18 protein-coding genes and 1 riboswitch are annotated in these 14674 nt (G+C 62.9%); of the genes, 7 read left to right on the top strand and 11 right to left on the bottom strand.

The features are described from left to right. Positions 1-882: 882 nt before the first annotated feature. Both ASD03_RS27590 and ASD03_RS27595 read left to right on the top strand, forming a co-directional pair. On the top strand, positions 883-1230 hold the full coding sequence (locus ASD03_RS27590) for a hypothetical protein (protein ID WP_038576297.1): 348 nt from the start codon (positions 883-885) through the stop codon (positions 1228-1230). Positions 1231-1410: 180 nt separating this feature from the next. Continuing rightward, positions 1411-2433, top strand: coding sequence for a glycosyl hydrolase (locus tag ASD03_RS27595; RefSeq protein ID WP_051509175.1), 1023 nt, complete (start codon positions 1411-1413; stop codon positions 2431-2433). A gap of 120 nt (positions 2434-2553) precedes the next feature. On the opposite strand, the gene ASD03_RS27600 is transcribed toward ASD03_RS27595, so the two are convergent. The 3 genes from ASD03_RS27600 to ASD03_RS27610 form a co-directional block, all read right to left on the bottom strand. Continuing rightward, complete coding sequence (locus tag ASD03_RS27600; protein WP_025427868.1) at positions 2554-2793, bottom strand: DUF982 domain-containing protein; 240 nt, start codon at positions 2791-2793, stop codon at positions 2554-2556. A 298-nt stretch (positions 2794-3091) separates the two neighbouring features. Then, positions 3092-3802, bottom strand: a complete 711-nt coding sequence (locus ASD03_RS27605; RefSeq protein WP_025427867.1) for a GntR family transcriptional regulator — start codon at positions 3800-3802, stop codon at positions 3092-3094. 205 nt (positions 3803-4007) lie between these two features. Then, entirely contained in the window at positions 4008-4802 is a 795-nt protein-coding gene (locus ASD03_RS27610) for a DUF1194 domain-containing protein (RefSeq protein WP_025427866.1), read from the bottom strand. A 160-nt stretch (positions 4803-4962) separates the two neighbouring features. Here ASD03_RS27610 and ASD03_RS27615 point away from each other — a divergent pair, with 160 nt between their 5' ends. Both ASD03_RS27615 and ASD03_RS27620 read left to right on the top strand, forming a co-directional pair. Further along, a complete protein-coding gene (locus tag ASD03_RS27615; protein WP_025427865.1) occupies positions 4963-6273 on the top strand; it encodes a glucoamylase family protein in 1311 nt (436 codons plus the stop codon). Beyond that, entirely contained in the window at positions 6270-7133 is an 864-nt protein-coding gene (locus tag ASD03_RS27620) for a (2Fe-2S)-binding protein (RefSeq protein WP_025427864.1), read from the top strand. Before ASD03_RS27615 ends, ASD03_RS27620 begins: the two co-directional genes overlap by 4 nt. A gap of 75 nt (positions 7134-7208) precedes the next feature. On the opposite strand, the gene ASD03_RS27625 is transcribed toward ASD03_RS27620, so the two are convergent. The 3 genes from ASD03_RS27625 to ASD03_RS27635 form a co-directional block, all read right to left on the bottom strand. Further along, on the bottom strand, positions 7209-8003 hold the full coding sequence (locus ASD03_RS27625) for a CbtA family protein (protein ID WP_025427863.1): 795 nt from the start codon (positions 8001-8003) through the stop codon (positions 7209-7211). Between the two features lie 197 nt (positions 8004-8200). Next, entirely contained in the window at positions 8201-8377 is a 177-nt protein-coding gene (locus ASD03_RS27630; RefSeq protein WP_025427862.1) for a CbtB-domain containing protein, read from the bottom strand. 42 nt (positions 8378-8419) lie between these two features. Further along, positions 8420-8689, bottom strand: a riboswitch (cobalamin riboswitch). Beyond that, on the bottom strand, positions 8688-9380 hold the full coding sequence (locus tag ASD03_RS27635; protein WP_057217670.1) for a TetR/AcrR family transcriptional regulator: 693 nt from the start codon (positions 9378-9380) through the stop codon (positions 8688-8690). (Overlaps the previous riboswitch by 2 nt.) Positions 9381-9483: 103 nt before the next feature. Here ASD03_RS27635 and ASD03_RS27640 point away from each other — a divergent pair, with 103 nt between their 5' ends. Together ASD03_RS27640 and ASD03_RS27645 are read left to right on the top strand one after the other, a co-directional pair. Further along, positions 9484-10314: an NAD(P)H-binding protein gene (locus ASD03_RS27640; RefSeq protein ID WP_025427860.1), complete on the top strand. Its 831-nt coding sequence runs from the start codon at positions 9484-9486 to the stop codon at positions 10312-10314. Continuing rightward, positions 10311-10790, top strand: coding sequence for an anthrone oxygenase family protein (locus tag ASD03_RS27645; protein WP_025427859.1), 480 nt, complete (start codon positions 10311-10313; stop codon positions 10788-10790). The genes ASD03_RS27640 and ASD03_RS27645 overlap by 4 nt, the downstream gene beginning before the upstream one ends. Before the next feature lie 46 nt (positions 10791-10836). Here ASD03_RS27645 and ASD03_RS27650 read toward each other — a convergent pair whose 3' ends face one another. The 4 genes from ASD03_RS27650 to ASD03_RS27665 all read right to left on the bottom strand — a co-directional run bounded on the left by ASD03_RS27650 (position 10837) and on the right by ASD03_RS27665 (position 13515). Continuing rightward, the gene (locus tag ASD03_RS27650; protein WP_025427858.1) at positions 10837-11634 is read right to left on the bottom strand and encodes an SDR family oxidoreductase; all 798 of its coding nucleotides are present in this window, start codon (positions 11632-11634) and stop codon (positions 10837-10839) included. Between the two features lie 110 nt (positions 11635-11744). Next, positions 11745-12308 carry an SRPBCC family protein gene (locus ASD03_RS27655; RefSeq protein ID WP_025427857.1) on the bottom strand — a complete coding sequence of 188 codons (564 nt, stop codon included), beginning with the start codon at positions 12306-12308 and terminating at the stop codon, positions 11745-11747. Next, complete coding sequence (locus tag ASD03_RS27660) at positions 12305-12679, bottom strand: metalloregulator ArsR/SmtB family transcription factor (protein WP_225906551.1); 375 nt, start codon at positions 12677-12679, stop codon at positions 12305-12307. The genes ASD03_RS27655 and ASD03_RS27660 overlap by 4 nt, the downstream gene beginning before the upstream one ends. A gap of 44 nt (positions 12680-12723) precedes the next feature. Then, entirely contained in the window at positions 12724-13515 is a 792-nt protein-coding gene (locus ASD03_RS27665; protein ID WP_025427855.1) for a crotonase/enoyl-CoA hydratase family protein, read from the bottom strand. A 95-nt stretch (positions 13516-13610) separates the two neighbouring features. Here ASD03_RS27665 and ASD03_RS27670 point away from each other — a divergent pair, with 95 nt between their 5' ends. Beyond that, complete coding sequence (locus ASD03_RS27670; RefSeq protein ID WP_038576295.1) at positions 13611-14192, top strand: TetR/AcrR family transcriptional regulator; 582 nt, start codon at positions 13611-13613, stop codon at positions 14190-14192. Positions 14193-14208: 16 nt separating this feature from the next. Here the strand turns inward: ASD03_RS27670 and ASD03_RS27675 are convergent, their stop codons facing one another. Then, on the bottom strand, positions 14209-14595 hold the full coding sequence (locus ASD03_RS27675) for a hypothetical protein (RefSeq protein WP_025427854.1): 387 nt from the start codon (positions 14593-14595) through the stop codon (positions 14209-14211). Positions 14596-14674: the final 79 nt, after the last annotated feature.

Genomic DNA, 14674 nt, shown 5'->3' on the forward strand with positions numbered 1-14674 from the left:
GTGAAACGCCTAAAAATTGCAATGGCCGACAAAGCGAGCCTGATAAGGACGTCTCTCATGAAAGGCTCGCGCCGGCCCGGGACCTCGCGCCCACCAGGGTTCTTTCCGCGACCTAAAAATGGCTCAACAGCAGTCGCGCTGGAGAACCGCGCTCCTGGCTGCTCTACGGTTAGATACTTCTCATCTGTGAGATAACCGCCGAGCGGTCAAAAAAATGCCCGCCGGAGCGGGCAGTTTTGGAGTGGGCGCATACGCTCAAACATGTTGCGCCTGGAAGCCAAGGTGCGTCACAGAGGTCAACACTGTGTAAACAGCCGGCAGCCAGAAATGAGGGGGACTTTGGTCGGGCCCGGTTTTGCGCCGAGCGTCCCGCGGACGAACGGCTGTTGCGGCTTGACAGGTGATCGGCGCGCATGGCGGCGATGGCGGCTGGTGCGGCAGGCGCTGCGAAGGGAAGGAAGACAGGCGCGCAACTGGCGCATGGTCGACGTCGGTGTGCGGTTGAAATCGGTGCGCGTGGGTTGGCGGCCCGGCCTGATGATCTCACAGCGTTTCTTTGTTGCGGCCACGTATCGCGCCTTGGCTGGGCGGCGGCTGGCGAGGCGAAGGCCCGTGCCTGCCGCGCCGATTTCGGTCGTCCGTACGTGTGAAAAGACATCGCTAAGAAAGAAACTCTTAATTTTAGCTGTCAATAATAAGAAGTGGAGGTTGAACTTCTTGGGTGATTCCCGCTACTGCATGTTTCCTTAAATCCTATTCGATTTAAGGATCAAAACATGCAGCCATTCAAAGTGCTGCAGCGACCTTTGCGCGTCTAACAAGACGCGCGGCGCTGTAGGGAAGTTGCCAAGCGGCGCTGGCCGCTTCTTCGAAAGGATGCTTATGCGAAGCCTAACCGCCTTGGGCGGCGCACGCCGCACCACCGTTTCGGGTTTCAAGTATCTCGTACCTGCCTCGCTTCTCGGTCTTCTGCTTGTCTCATCCGGCTGTTCGTCGGCGAGTATGGCTGAAAGCCCGCTGTTTGCGTCTGCCGGCTCCAAGGCAGCCGTAAGCGCACCGAGCGCGGGCGCGAAGCAGGGCAAGCTGATCAAGGTTGCGGAAGAGGACGATATCGTCGAGCCGCTGCCGGCAAGACGGCGCGTTTCCGCCTATCTCGGCCGCGCGCCCTATATCTGCTCGCCGAGCGGTTTCGGCCATACGTCGCGCTGCTTCCTCAGAAGCTCGCTGTAAAGCCATTCCCATAGGGCGGAGCGCCACAGCACCCCGTTTCATTCCGAGTGCCGTTAGACCGTTTCCGCGTTGGATGCACGAACGGAAATACTCAAGCTCCTTGTGTTCCAGGCAACTCCGGGCGGAACCTTCCCGGGCTTTTCCTGGAAATGCTCAAAGTCCTCCTGCCGGAGACAGCTCTTGTCGATTGCGATGTTCAGATCGGTGTTTTTGGCCGGCCTCATGGCGCTTCTGCCGGTGGCGGGTGCCTCGCGGGTTGCGGCTGCCGATCTCGGCGGCACGGTCGATCGCGTGCTGACGACGGGCTCGATCAGCTCGGCGGCGCGGTCTGCCGGCACGCCCGGCGGCGAGGTCGCGATCGGCGTCTACGATCCGCATGACGCGGTCACGGGCAGCGCTGCGCTCACGATCGAGCATGTCTTCATCTATTGGCAGGCGCTCGACAAGGCGATGCTGAAGCGCAAGATCGCCATTGCCGAGGGCCAAGGGCGGGCGCTGATGATCTCCGTCGAGCCCTATACCCATGCGAGCAACTGGCGGGCGGGCGGCGAGCGGCTGTTTGCCGATATCGGCCGCGGTCGTTTCGACCGCGAGATCGGCGATATCTGCCGGCGTGCCGGCGCGGTTGCAGCGCCGGTCTACATGCGCTGGGGCCACGAGATGGAGGACCCTGACGGCCGCTATCCCTGGGCGCGGCGCGACATGGACGGCTATAAGAAGGCGTTTCGCTATTTCGTTAGAAGCTGCCGGGAGCTGGCGCCTGACGCTCGCTTCGTCTGGTCGCCCAAGGGCCATCGCAACCTTGCCGGCTACTATCCCGGCGACGATGTCGTCGATGCCATCGGCATTCCCGTGTGGGGTCTGCAGAAGATGGATGTGGACTATTGGGGGCGGGAGCGCAGCTTCGGCGAGACGCTTGGCGAAAAATACCGCCGCGTCGAAGGCTTTGGAAAGCCTGTGATGATTGCCGAGCTTGGGGTTGCCGGTTCAGCGGATTACAAGCGCGCCTGGTACGCAGAAATCTTCGATCGCAGGACTTATCGCGCGCGTTTCCCGCTGTTGACGGCCGTGGTGTTCTTCAACGACAGGGAGCCTTACAAGTGGCCGCTTGGCTATGGCTCGCCGGACTGGCGGCTGGACAAGGCCGCGCTGGCAGCACTTGTTTCCGACAAGGTCGAAATCGTCGGCCGGCCGACGCAATAGCGGCTGATGCATGTCGCGCAAAAGTGTGCAGCGGTTTTGCGAAAACGGCATGCGGTTTAAGAGCGGTGGACGCACCGGCCGTTCAGCCGGTGCGTGAATGTCGGAAAACTGGAGTTTTTCTCAGGCAAGCAGAAGGCCCGATTCACGGGCGGCCGCGGTGAAGCATTGGCTTGCCCTGTTGACGCTGGTCAGCCCGTCAAGCGCATCCAGGCAGCGCTGAAGGGCGGCACGATATTCCCGTCCACGTCTGCCCGGCCATTGCCGCAGCAGTTCGAGCGCCTCCCAGACCGTCCTGACGACGGTCTGCCGCTTGGACGACAGTTTCAGGTGGATCGGCGTTGCGAAGGTTTTTTCGCTCATCTTGCATTCCTCGTTCATCGTCTTTTGAGCGCGAGGCCAACGCCGGGGAGCGCCAATGGTTCCCTCCGCGGCTGCACTTTTTTAACCATGACGATGCCGACCCGATGTGTTCGGCCAGATGGGGGGCCGTCGGAAGCCCTGGAAGACAAGGCTTTCGGACGAGAGCCGGCACGCTTTCGCCGTGACAATTTTTGCGAAAGATTTTTTCGAATGATGGAGGCGTGGGGAGCGGCGAGGGGCCTGCGGCCGGGTGCAGGCCGTCTCCCTGAAACCGTTCAAGCGTTTTGGCTGTCAGCGATCAGAGATCGAGCGCGGCCCTGAGGTCGGTCGGCTTGCGCTCCCTGAGGTCGAGATCGGCCTCGATGTGATCGATATGGCGGATCATCAGCGCACAGGCGGTGTCGATGTCGCCGGTTTCGATCGCAGTCAGGATGTCGCCATGCTCGTCGTGGCCACAGGTCGAGACGCTCGATTGTCCATAAAGCGCGATGACGAGCGAGGAGCGCGCCACCAGCTCATCCATGAAGCGCCTGAGAATGACATTGCCGCTGAGATCGGCGAGCGCCAGGTGGAAATCACCCGAGGCCTTGATCTCGGCGCGGCGCGCCGACCGGCCGCGCTGTGCGGTCAGTTGATGTTCGGCGGCAAGCAGGCGGCGCAGCTCATCGATATCAGCCGCGCCAATGCGCGGCGCGGCGGCGCGCACGAGGCCCGGCTCGATCAGTCGGCGGGTCGCAAAAATCTGGCGGGCTTCATCCGGCGAGGGATGGGCGACGAAGGCGCCGCGGTTCTTCTCGACAGTGACCAGCCCCTCATAGGCGAGCGACTGCAGCGCGGCGCGCACCAGCGTACGGCTGACGTTGAACAGATCGCCGACATCGCTTTCGGACAGCTTGGTTCCGGGCGCAAGCCGTCGTTCGACGATCGCATCGCGCAGCTTGTCGCGAATCTGTCGGGTGCTGGTGTCGGTGGACGCGTCGGCCGCCGCAGGATGGGTGGTCAGGGACATGAAGGAAATCGATCCACGATTGAACGCGGCATCTTATCGACGCGCGCGCCCTACAGCGCCGCGCGTCTTGTTAGACGCGCAAATGTCGCTGTAGCACTTTGAATGGCTGCCTGTTTTTATCCTTAAATCGAATAGGATTTAAGGAAACATGCAGTAAGGAAACGACAATCTGGCATGGCAAAGCGTCGTTGCCAATGTGGGCCGACTACTTGTCAAGTTCGGGATAGACGCGGTCGATGAAGCCTGGCCGGAGCTTCTCGCCGATCAGGCAGTCGGGCGCGGGCAAGGCATCGACGAGGCGCACACGCGGCGGTGGCGGCAGGCCGCTGACCTCCAGGATCAGCTTCTGGCGGATGGCGATGGCGAAATCTTCCGGCTCATGCACCGGCAGCACGAAGGAGCCCGGGCCGCCGACGACGCACTCGGCATAATACTGGTCGAGCGGCCCGGTCGAGACGGACGGTCTAATCAGGATCGCCAGGCCATTGATGATGATGCCGCGGGCAATGGCGATGTCGCGGGCGGGAATGACCGGTGGGCCGATATTGTTGGGTCCGTCGCCAGACACGTCGATGATGCGGCGCATGCCGGCAAAGGCGTTGGAGTCGATCAGCGCTGTGCCGTAAGTGAGCGCGTTGGAGATCGAGGTGCCGCGGCGGGTGCCGACGGGGCGGGCCTCGATCAGCGCGGCAAAGGCGTCCGCTTCGGCGGCGTTGGAGATCACCTGCCAGGCAACGACGGAGGATTCGTTGACGGTGCCGGCCCATTCGAAATAGCCAAGGGCGATCCGGCCATAGCGACCGCTCGTTACCGCATTGAGGAAGTCGGAATGGCGCAGCGCCTGCACGTAGCCGGCGCGCTGGACGCGGGCTTCGTCCAGATCCATCGAGCCGGACATGTCGACGGCCAGCACCAGTTCGACATCGACGTCGGTGTGCGCGGCGGTCGATTGGGTCGGGCCACCAGTCAGGGAAAGGATCAACGCCAGCATGGTTAACATCGCTTCAACCCGTCATTGCGAGCCGCGTCATCTCAGGAAATGTAGCACAGGATTGGCTTATCGCGACTGTTTGGGGTTGGCTGACCTTCAATAAAAGGTGATATCGACAGGGTTTACTGCCGATCGATACCGTGCCGACGGGCCTGCATGAGCTGAGGATATGCTTCAACAGACACGGAATACGGAGCGTTTTCAGGTCGATAGGCTGCAGTCCGCCGCTTTCGACTATTTCCTGCGCTATAGCGATGCCGGCACCGGGCTTGTCGCCGATACGTCGCTTCCCGACGCGCCCTCAAGCATCGCTGCCACCGGTTTCGGGCTTTCCTGCTACCCTGTTGGCGTCGAGCGCGGCTGGATCGGGCGCGGCGAAGCGGCCGGCCGGGTGCTGATGACCCTGCGGTTTCTGGCGCAAAGCCGGCAGGGGAGCGATGCGCTCGCCACCGGTTATCGCGGCTTCTACTATCACTTTCTCCACATGAAGACCGGCGAGCGGGTGTGGCAGTGCGAGCTTTCCACCATCGATACCGCGCTGCTGATTGCCGGCGTTTTGACCGCAGGCGCCTATTTCTCCGGCGACAGTGCGGGGGAGCGGGAAATCCGCGCGCTTGCGGATAAGCTCTATGCCCGGGTGGATTGGCGCTGGGCGCTCGGCCGTGGCGAGATACTGACGATGGGCTGGCGACCGCCCGGGCGGTTTCTTAAGTATCGATGGCAGGGCTACAGCGAGGCACTGCTGCTCTACGTGCTCGCGCTCGGCGCGCCGCACCATGCAATCGGCCCGGAGCACTACCGCGAATTCACGGCCGCCTATGCGTGGACCACGGTCGACGGTGCGCCGCATCTGCAGGCCGCGCCTTTGTTCGTCCATCTCTTTCCGCAAGCCTGGTTGGACCTTCGCGGCATTGGCGATGCGCCGATGCGTGACGAGGCGACTGATTATTTCGACAATACCTGCCGGGCGATCGCGCTGCAGCGAGCCCATGCCGAGCGCAATCCCGGCGATTTCGCCGGTTACGGCGGGGATATGTGGGGCCTCAGCGCCTGCGGTGGACCGGCGGGGCGGCAGCGGCTTGTCGATGGGCGTTGGCAGCGGATGCTCGGCTATGCGGCGCGCGGCGCGCCCGGTGGTCCTGACGATGGCACGCTGGCACCTTGGGCACCGGTTGCCTGTCTGCCTTTCGCTGCCGATGCGTCGCAGTCGGCACTCGCCGAGCTCGAGAACTGTTACCCGGACATTCTGTGCGAGAGCCGGTTTCCCGGCGGGTTCAATCCGAGCCTGCCCGGTGTGGGCCCGGAGGGTTGGGTCGACGACCGCGTGGTCGGGCTTGACCAGGGGCTTGTCGTGATGATGATCGAGAATGCCAGAAACGGTTTCGTCTGGGAGCTGACGCGCAGCATTCCGGCCATACGGCGCGGATTGCAGCGGGCGGATTTTCGCGGCGGCTGGCTTGAGACCAGGGAGACGGCATGAGCTTGGGCCACGAGCGGCAGGACGAGCGCCCGGCGGAGGACGAGGCGGACGCGGCGTTGCGCCAGAGCGCCCTTGGCGTTCTCGCGCACCTGCAGTCGTCTTTCCCCGAAGTGGGCTTTTCGCTCGGGGCCGCCGGCGACGTATTTCTTCCCGAGGCGCGGTTCTGGGTGGAGGAGGGCGTCGGGCTTGAAGACAGCCTTGCCTATCAGGATCGCTTTGCCGAGGGCATGGACGACAAGATCCGCGCCGCCCATCTGATTGCCTTTTACAGCAACCAGCTCACGCTCGCGCTTGGCGGCCTCTATCTCGGTGGGGGCATCGTGGCAGCCGTTCGCGGCCTTCGCTTCGAAGAATTTTCGCGGGCCTATGGCGAACGGCTTGTCGCGGCCAAGCGGTTTCATTTCAGCCTTGCCTTGCCCGCAGCCGGGGATCATGCCCCGGCGACTGCGGACGTCTTCGGCGAAACCTTCGCTGCGCATCTGGCGCCGATCGTCGTCATGTTGAAGCGTCGCACCGGCCTGTCCTCGGGCGCGCAATGGCGGCTTGCGGCGGATTCGCTTGCCGGTGGGTTCCTGGAGATCGGCCGCGTCCTCGGCGACGAGGAGACCGCGATGGCGAGGGCGCTGGCGATCGTCAAGCGCGCGGGTACGTCGCTATTTTCCGACAAGCTCCGTTACGAGGACATCGTGATCGAGATCGGCGGCAATCATGCGCTGTCGCGCACCTATCGCCTGCGCGGCGGCTGCTGTCTCTATTATCGAACGGAAGGTGGCAGCTTCTGCGACAGTTGCGTGATGCTGGCGCCGGACGACCGCCGCGCGCGGTTGCAGGCGCATCTGCTGGCATTGCAGGCGCGCTGAGACATCTCGACGACAAAGCCCCTGATATCGGCGATATCAGGGGCTCCGGGTTGATGGCGAAATCTGGCCGGTCTGTTACGCCTTGGCGAAACGATCGTTGATGAAGCCCGACACGACGCCGAGAACAATCCAGAACGCGAGCGTGGTGGCAAGGGCTGCCACGGCGAATTCAGCGCCGAGCACGGCCGGCACATTGCTGGAGATGTCCGACGGTTGCGGCGCGCCATAGACATGCGGTGCCGCGATCAGCACGAGGCCGATGATCTTGGCGGCGATCTCTTGCCGCAAGACCAGCAGATAGAGACCGGCGGCAGACAACAGCACGGTTGCACCCCACCAGACCTGGCGGTCGCCGAGTTCCGCGGCCGGGAAGCCCGGCAGTTCCGGCGGCAGACCGATTGCCGGCAGCATGTGCACGGCAAGCCAGCCGCAGGCGCCCCAGAGCGCGCCGTTCCTGAGCGTGATCGGGTAGCCGATGACGAGGCTGACGCCGGCGAGCAGCAGCGCGAAGCCGGAGCCGGTCACCAGATTGGCGATCAGCGTGCCGGAAAAGCGGCTCATGCCGAACATGATGCCGCCTTCCTCGTGTTCGCCCTCATGGGCGTAGGCAGGCGTGATCGGCGACAGGGCGTCAAGCAAAGCGCCAATCGGCGAAACCGCCTTCAGCGACGAATGCTGGTCGTGGTTTGCTGCGGCCGGATCGGCCGTTCCCGGCTGAACGGCTGGTTGTTCGCCGGCGGCCGGTGCCTCGCCTTCGAATTCTTCCGCGTGCAGGATCAGCGGTACGACGCGCAGTTCCTGGGCGCCGGTCATGAAGACACCGGCAATCAATCCAGCCACGATCGCGGCCAGAAGCGTTCTGACAATCATTTTCGATATCCCTCGATATCGGCGCGCCATGCATCTGGCAGGCAGCGCCGTGTCCCACTGGCAAATATGCGAACGGCTCCGTCCGGCAGATCTTCAATCTGCATCAGACGCGAGCAAACGCGTCCGGCTGTCTGCCGGAAGCGTTTTTGTCCGCAGCTATGTCGATGCGGAACGCAAGTCGCGTCCCGGAACATCGCTTAGTGGCAGGGGAAGCCATAGGAGTGGCGGGTGTCGTGCGCGGTATCGTGCAGCACGGCCGAGTTCGCCAGGCCTGCGCCGAAGACGAGGAAGCCGCCGATGAGGAGCGCGATGATACCTGCGGTCAGACGATCGCTGAGGGAGAGCGGAATGCTCGAAACTGTAGATGTAGCCATGACAACCTCCGTGATGGCGTCGGGATCTTTCCCGGTTTGGGCCCTATGCCCGCATCGACTGGCAGGTTTCCTGGCTCAGGACGTCGGGTGAGATCACCCTGGATTTGCCTCGCCTTCCCAGAGCAAGGGCCGCCCTCTCGCGGTCTTGTCTCCAGTGGCTTCTTCCGGATCGCTCCGGAACGGCGCATTCACGTCGCTCTACAGTCGCGGGGTCGGCCGTGATTTGAATGCCCAGCATGGGTCCATCCGTCACGTTCCCGTTTACTCCCGAAACGCGTTCGCGTTGCGGGAACCAATCGATCCACGATGATTAGGATCGCACCCCGGAGATGTCAATTAGACTTGCGCCGCCGCCCGGTCCATCCGCGACAAAATCACGAAGGATCATGCGTTTATAGGCTTCGACGATCTGGTCGCCCTCTGCTCTGGTGACGGAGACCGCAAGCCGCATCGTGCAATCGCCGAGATGCATGATCAAAAAGGCGGCGCTGTCGATCGTTTCGCGCGGCGTGTCGGGCGCAAACCGAGCCCAGACGTCGGCCAGAAGCTGGCCGCCGGCACGGCTTTGCAAAAGGTCGATCTCGCGCAGCGCCTTGTCGGCCTGCATCGCTGACCAGATGTCGCGCATCACAGGCTCGGCCAGGAACATATCGTAATAGATGTCGAACAGCATGGAGAAGGCGTCACGCAGTTCCGAGATCGACGTCACCGTGGCAAGCTCGGCCCCGATGCATTCATTGCAGACCGCATTGTAGCGCTCGGCCAGCGTGCGCACGATCGCCGCCTTGTCGGGGAAGTACTGGTAGAGGGAGCCGATCGAGATTCCAGCCTTTTCAGCGACTTCGCTCATGCGCATGGCGTCGCTGCCCTTCTCCTGGATGATCGCCGTGGCGCAGGAAAGGATGTGCTCGACGCGCTCGCGGCTGCGCTTCTGGCTGGGCGTGCGGCGCAGCGCCGGCTCGTCGTCAGCGGGGATTGTGGAAGGGCTTGCATCGGGAATCATGAGTAATGCTCACATTTTGACTTGACTCCTAAAATACGAGGATTTATCACATTTGCAAATGTGAGAGATGCTCATGTTTTGCAATCAACCTCAGGAGGAAGCGATGACTGACAAACTCACACTGGTTCTGGGCGGTACGGGCAAGACGGGGCGGCGGGTGGCGGCCCGCCTTGAGGAGCGGGGTATCGCGGTGCGCATCGGCGCCCGTTCGGCATCGCCTTCCTTCGACTGGACGGATGAGGCGACCTGGGCGCCCGTGCTTGAAAATGTCGAGCGCATCTATATCAGCTACCAGCCGGATCTGGCGGTGCCGGGCGCCGTCGAAACCATCCGCAAATTCTCGAGGCTTGCCGTTCGCTCGGGCATCAAGCGGCTGGTGCTTCTGTCGGGGCGCGGCGAGGACGAGGCGGAAGCGGCCGAGCGCGAACTGCAGGCCTCCGGCGCCGACTGGACGATCATCCGGGCAAGCTGGTTCTTCGAGAATTTCAGCGAGGATTTTTTGACCGATTCCGTTCGCAGCGGATCGGTGTTCCTGCCGCCGGATGAGATCACCGAACCCTTCATCAGCACCGACGACATCGCCGACGTGGCAGTTGCAGCCCTTCTGGACGAGGGGCATGTCGGCAAGGTCTATGAGCTGACAGGCCCGCGGCTGATGACCTTTGCCCAGGCCGTGGCCGAGATCGCGACGGCTGCCAACCGCCGGATCGGCTATCAGTCCGTGCCGGTTGCCGACTTCACGGTGCAGTTGCGGGCCGACGGATTGCCTGATGACTATGTCGAACTCATCCGCTATCTCTTCACGTCGGTGCTCGACGGGCGCAATTCGCAAGTGACGTCCGATGTCGAGCGCGTGCTTGGGCGCAAACCGCGCGACTTCGCCGACTATGCCCGGGAGACCGCTGCAACTGGTGTCTGGAGTATCGCCGCATGATCCCGCTGATCCCCGCTCTGGCGTTTGCCGCCGCAATCGGCTCCGGCCTGATGGCCGGGCTGTTCTTCATCTTCTCGGTCTGCATCATGCAGGCTTTGTCGCGGCTGCCGGCGGAGCAGGGGATCGCGGCGATGAACGCCATCAACGTGGTGATCCAGAATCCGCTGTTCCTCAGTACCTTCATGGGCACGGCGCTTCTGGGGCTCGCGCTGGTCGTCGCGGCCTTCATCTGGGGCGGTAACGGCAGCCTGCTGCTGGCGGCCGGCGGCATCGCCTACGTCGCCGGCGTGCTGATCGTCACCATTATCTTCAACGTGCCGATGAACGATGCGCTGGCGGCTGCCACGTCTGGGCAGGCTGCCACCGAAATCTGGCAGCAGCACTACCTGACCGACTGGGTCTGGTGGAACCATGTGCGCACGATTTCCTCGATCGGCGCTCTGGCGCTGTTCATTCTGGGTTTTGCGCGCAGCTGAAGAGAACGACCGACGCGACCCTGTGAAGGTCCGCCGGTCGTTCATTTCAATCAACCAGCGAGCCGCAGGTGAGGTTGGCGATCGCGCCGGTCATGGCGCCCGCCCGGTCCGAGGCGACGAAGGCGGCATAGTCGGCGACCTCGTCGAGCCTCGGGAAACGGCCGAGCAATGTGCCGGACTTTGCCCGACCGTCGAGCATCTCCTCCACAGTGGTATCGAACCGGTCGGCAAACCCTTGAAAGACGGCGCGCGCATGCGAAGCTGGCAGTGCCTCGGGAATGGCATCCGGCCGCAGGCAGATGACGCGGATGCCATGGCTGCCGAGTTCGCCGGCGAGAATGCGCGAGAAGGTCTCGATGGCGCCGCAGGTGGTGCCGTAGCCGAGGAAACCCGAGCCGGACATGCGCGAGCCGGGCGTCGAAAGCGTCAGGATGACACCGCTGCCGTTTCTTTCCATCTGCGCTGCTGCCGCCTTGGCGGTGATGAAGTTGGCGCGGGTATAGGCTGCAATCGGGTGCTCGAACTGTTCCAGCGTCAGCTCAGAAAGCGGCGGGCCCTGAATGTGGGCAAAGCCGACAGCGGTCAGGACCACGTCGATCCTGCCGGTTCGGTCGACAACCGATTGCGCATGCCGCTCGACGGCGGCTTGATCCATCACGTCGAGGACGTCGAACTCCGCCTTTCCACCCGCCGCCCGTATTGCCTTGGCCGTACGATCCAGGGTTTCGGCCGTTCGTCCAACGAGAAAGACACTCGCGCCTTCGCGGGCAAAGGCACGCGCCGCAGCACCGCCGATGGCGCCGCTGCCGCCATAAACAATCGCACTCTTATCCTGAAGCAACATTGTAGCCTCCCTTGATCCTGTTGGGGTGAATGGGCGTGCGGCATGGGCCCCTGGATCGATATCGATCCAAGGGAGAAAACCGTGCAGCAAGTATGATGTGTTAACGGGTACTAGCGCGCAGCGATCTGCCGCGCATATTCCTGTTCGAGCCTAGTATGCTTGTTCCAGAAGCCATGCGAGGTGCGGCCGGAAACCACATCGGCGAGAATGTCGAGATGGGTGTGCCAGCCGGCAGCCACGCTTGCCATCATCTCCTGTGTCGCGATGCGCGAATGGGTGACCACCAGCAGCACTTCTGAGCCCTTGGCCTCCAGATCGAAGCGCACCTGCGACGGCGTCGGCGTGCCTTCGCCCCAGGTATAGGCCAACAGGTACGGCGGCTTGCAGGCGATGATGCGGCCATGGATACGGCTTTCGCCGGCAAGGGCGGCATATTTGGTTGGCGGCTCACCGCAATCCGTGCCGAGGTCCTCATGGCGGAAGATATGTTCGACCGTCGATTCGGCTATAGCACCTATGGTGCCCGACGCCATCCACTGGCGGCGCTTGTCCTCCTCCGTCAGGTAGGCCCAGATGCGCTCGATCGGGCCGGGCAACAACCGCTCGATGCGTGCCGCATCCGGCGCGACGATCCGGGCATATCCGCCGTCGTCCATGCCGGCTTGCGGTGTCATCGCTTCTTCTCCGTTTGCTGCGGCGTCGTGGTCTGCCTGTCTGCGGCCTTCGCGGCGTCCTCGGCCAGAAGCAGTGCCTCCAACACATCGATGCGTTGACGCCAGAAGGCTTCGTAATGGCGCATCCATTCCATGCCGGCATGCATCGGCTCGGCGTCGAGCCGGCAGACATGCGCCCGGCCGCGCACTTCGCGCCGCACGAGACCGGCGCCTTCGAGCACCTTGATGTGTTTCGATGCGGCGGCAAGCGAGATCGAGAAGGGTGCGGCCAACTCGCCCACCAGCCGCTCACCCGCTGACAGATCCTGCAGCATCGCCCGCCGCGTCGGGTCGGACAGCGCATGGAAGACGGCGTCAAGCCGATCGTTCATATATTCAACCATGTCGTTGAATATCGCCGATCTCGCGGTTATTGTCAACCGATTGGTTGAATATCTCTGTGCCGATCCTTCCAGGCGACCAACGCCTCTGTGAGGTCCGCGGTCGGCACCATGCGGGCAAATTGTTCGCTTTCCACCAGAAGCCCCTCTGATATCGACATGTTGAGGCCGCGGGTGACGGCGGTGATGATCGTCTGGACGACAAGCGGTGAATGTCGCAGGATGCGTCTGGCAAGCGCGCGGGCGGCAGGCATGAGCTCGTCGTGGGCAACGACGCTGTTGACCAGCCCCAGTTCGAGCGCGTGTTCGGCCGAAAAGTCGTCGCCGGTCAAAAGCAGTTCCAGCGCGCGTTTGCGGCCGGCAAGCCGGGGCAGGCGCTGGGTGCCGCCAAAGGTCGGCGGCATGCCCAGCCTGATCTCGGGCTTGGCGAAACGGGCGCGATCGCTGGCAACGGCAAGATGCACGGCCTCGGTGATTTCGCAGCCGCCGCCATAGGCGAGACCGTTGACGGCGGCGATGATGGGCTTGGGAAATGCCTCCAGCCTTGCGGTCAGGCGCTGGCCGCGGCGGACGAAATCACGCACGGCGGTGTTCGCCCCCTTGGCAACGCTCCCGGAAAACTCGGGAATGTCGCCGCCGGCGGAAAAGGCCCGTTCGCCAGCACCGGTGATGATCACCGCGCCGACGGTGTCGTTCACCTCGATCATGTCGAGCAGACCCAAAAGCCAATCGATCAGTTCGTAGTTCAGCGCATTGAGCTTGGCCGGTCGGTTCAGCGTCAGAAGCGCGATGCCATCGGAAATCTGCAGCAATACGGTGTCGGACATGGTGTTCTCCCTTCCTCGCGTCGAGCGAGGCATTGACGAAAGAAGGCTAGGTGAGGGAAGATCAAAAGTATATTCACTAGTCGGTATACATCGATATGGCAAAACCAGAGCGCACCACCCGGGAAGGCATCATCGATGCCGCCTCGAAACTCTTCTATGCCGAGGGCATTCGCGCCGTCAGCGTCGACGCGGTGGCTGAAGCTGCCGGGGTGACGAAACGCACGCTCTATTACCATTTCGGGAGCAAGGACGAGCTGATCGCCGCCTATCTCGAAGGGCGCGACCAGCCGAACCTGGCGCTCTTCCGCAGATGGTTCGATGCAGCAGACGGCGATCTTGCCGCGAAGGTCGAGGCGATCTTCGTCAATCTCGCCCGGGCAGCGCGGCATTCGAAATGGAAGGGGTGCGGCTTCCTGCGCACGTCGGCCGAGCTTGCGAACATGCCCGGCCATCCCGCTATCCGCATCGGTGCCGCCCACAAGAAGAAGTTCGAGGCCTGGCTGACGCAGATGTTTGCCGTGGCGGGCATCGATGATGCAGGCGAGCTGGCGCGCCAGATGCTGTTGCTGCTCGACGGCAGTTTTGCAGTCGTGCTCCTGCACCGGGATGCGAGCTATATGGAGAGTGCCGGCAAGGCGGCAGCGACCCTCGTGCGTGTGGCGACGGCTGCCCGCTGATCTCGGGTTTCTGTCGTCAGGTTTTTTCGTCAGCTTCGACCTTGATGGTGCCGCAGGGATCGAGCACGACGCCGTCTTCGAAAGTGCCGGAGACCAGCCCGCTGACATCGACCCGGTCTCCCGGCTTCAAGGCGCTGTTGTTGTATTCCAGGCAAACGACGCGGGTCCTGGTTTGTGGGCAAAGGGTGGTGACGGCGATCGGATCCTGAACCTCCAACGACACGACCTCGGCCGTCAGCTCGACATCGGGCCACTCCGGCGGTTGCTTCTGCCAGCCCGCAACCATATGGAAGATCGCTTCGCAGCTGGTAACGTGCGGGCCGCCATCTTCGGCGATGGATGGCGCCGGCAGCAACAGAAGCGGCAGCAAAGTGCTGCGGGCGATCCGTTTCAGGTCAAGCATTGAGGTCTCCTGTGTTAAGGAGCCGCTGTAGCAAGGCCAACGATCGCTGGAAAATGATCGCTCCTCATCTCGCATTGAA

This window comes from Ensifer sp. Root127, assembly GCF_001425225.1.
In the GTDB taxonomy this organism is placed as follows: domain Bacteria; phylum Pseudomonadota; class Alphaproteobacteria; order Rhizobiales; family Rhizobiaceae; genus Ensifer; species Ensifer canadensis.

What these genes read in the sequence shown, in the direction of transcription:
- ASD03_RS27590 (WP_038576297.1), top strand. Translation starts at nt 883, where the DNA reads ATGCGAAGCCTAACCGCCTTGGGCGGCGCACGCCGCACCACCGTTTCG.
- ASD03_RS27615 (WP_025427865.1), top strand. Translation starts at nt 4,963, where the DNA reads ATGCTTCAACAGACACGGAATACGGAGCGTTTTCAGGTCGATAGGCTG.
- ASD03_RS27605 (WP_025427867.1), bottom strand. Translation starts at nt 3,802, where the DNA reads ATGTCCCTGACCACCCATCCTGCGGCGGCCGACGCGTCCACCGACACC.
- ASD03_RS27655 (WP_025427857.1), bottom strand. Translation starts at nt 12,308, where the DNA reads ATGACACCGCAAGCCGGCATGGACGACGGCGGATATGCCCGGATCGTC.
- ASD03_RS27670 (WP_038576295.1), top strand. Translation starts at nt 13,611, where the DNA reads ATGGCAAAACCAGAGCGCACCACCCGGGAAGGCATCATCGATGCCGCC.
- ASD03_RS27640 (WP_025427860.1), top strand. Translation starts at nt 9,484, where the DNA reads ATGACTGACAAACTCACACTGGTTCTGGGCGGTACGGGCAAGACGGGG.
- ASD03_RS27620 (WP_025427864.1), top strand. Translation starts at nt 6,270, where the DNA reads ATGAGCTTGGGCCACGAGCGGCAGGACGAGCGCCCGGCGGAGGACGAG.
- ASD03_RS27645 (WP_025427859.1), top strand. Translation starts at nt 10,311, where the DNA reads ATGATCCCGCTGATCCCCGCTCTGGCGTTTGCCGCCGCAATCGGCTCC.
- ASD03_RS27630 (WP_025427862.1), bottom strand. Translation starts at nt 8,377, where the DNA reads ATGGCTACATCTACAGTTTCGAGCATTCCGCTCTCCCTCAGCGATCGT.
- ASD03_RS27635 (WP_057217670.1), bottom strand. Translation starts at nt 9,380, where the DNA reads ATGATTCCCGATGCAAGCCCTTCCACAATCCCCGCTGACGACGAGCCG.
- ASD03_RS27600 (WP_025427868.1), bottom strand. Translation starts at nt 2,793, where the DNA reads ATGAGCGAAAAAACCTTCGCAACGCCGATCCACCTGAAACTGTCGTCC.
- ASD03_RS27610 (WP_025427866.1), bottom strand. Translation starts at nt 4,802, where the DNA reads ATGTTAACCATGCTGGCGTTGATCCTTTCCCTGACTGGTGGCCCGACC.
- ASD03_RS27665 (WP_025427855.1), bottom strand. Translation starts at nt 13,515, where the DNA reads ATGTCCGACACCGTATTGCTGCAGATTTCCGATGGCATCGCGCTTCTG.
- ASD03_RS27660 (WP_225906551.1), bottom strand. Translation starts at nt 12,679, where the DNA reads ATGAACGATCGGCTTGACGCCGTCTTCCATGCGCTGTCCGACCCGACG.
- ASD03_RS27675 (WP_025427854.1), bottom strand. Translation starts at nt 14,595, where the DNA reads ATGCTTGACCTGAAACGGATCGCCCGCAGCACTTTGCTGCCGCTTCTG.
- ASD03_RS27625 (WP_025427863.1), bottom strand. Translation starts at nt 8,003, where the DNA reads ATGATTGTCAGAACGCTTCTGGCCGCGATCGTGGCTGGATTGATTGCC.
- ASD03_RS27650 (WP_025427858.1), bottom strand. Translation starts at nt 11,634, where the DNA reads ATGTTGCTTCAGGATAAGAGTGCGATTGTTTATGGCGGCAGCGGCGCC.